The sequence below is a fragment of the Fructilactobacillus sp. X2R1C1 genome (genome assembly GCF_059901435.1).
The window spans coordinates 1-251 of record NZ_JBWXUV010000121.1 but is presented as its reverse complement, the minus strand read 5'-3'; the positions used below and the strand labels follow the sequence as shown (position 1 = coordinate 251).

The following is a 251-nucleotide window of genomic DNA, read 5'->3' as shown; positions in this document are numbered from 1 at the left end:
ACTCTGGACAATGTGATTATTTTCAATCTGGTTCAGTGTTCCATATCCCATTCCCAAAGTTTTAGCAAAGTCCCTACTAGACAATCCATAACTTTTCCTGAGTTTTCTAACATCTGTTGGTACCATAAATCCCTTTAATTTACGGTAAGCGTCAAATATCTTATGAATATTTTCGTCTGGATCATTAAAATCAAGCCATTTTTCACCTGATTCATCAACGAGAAAATGTTCGTTAACATTAATGTCTGCGC

1 protein-coding gene is annotated in these 251 nt (G+C 35.1%); it reads right to left on the bottom strand.

Features of this window, described 5'->3' with window-relative positions:
• The coding region (locus AC6UDG_RS07720; RefSeq protein ID WP_500706994.1) for a helix-turn-helix domain-containing protein at positions 1 to 251 on the bottom strand (251 nt) is incomplete at both ends.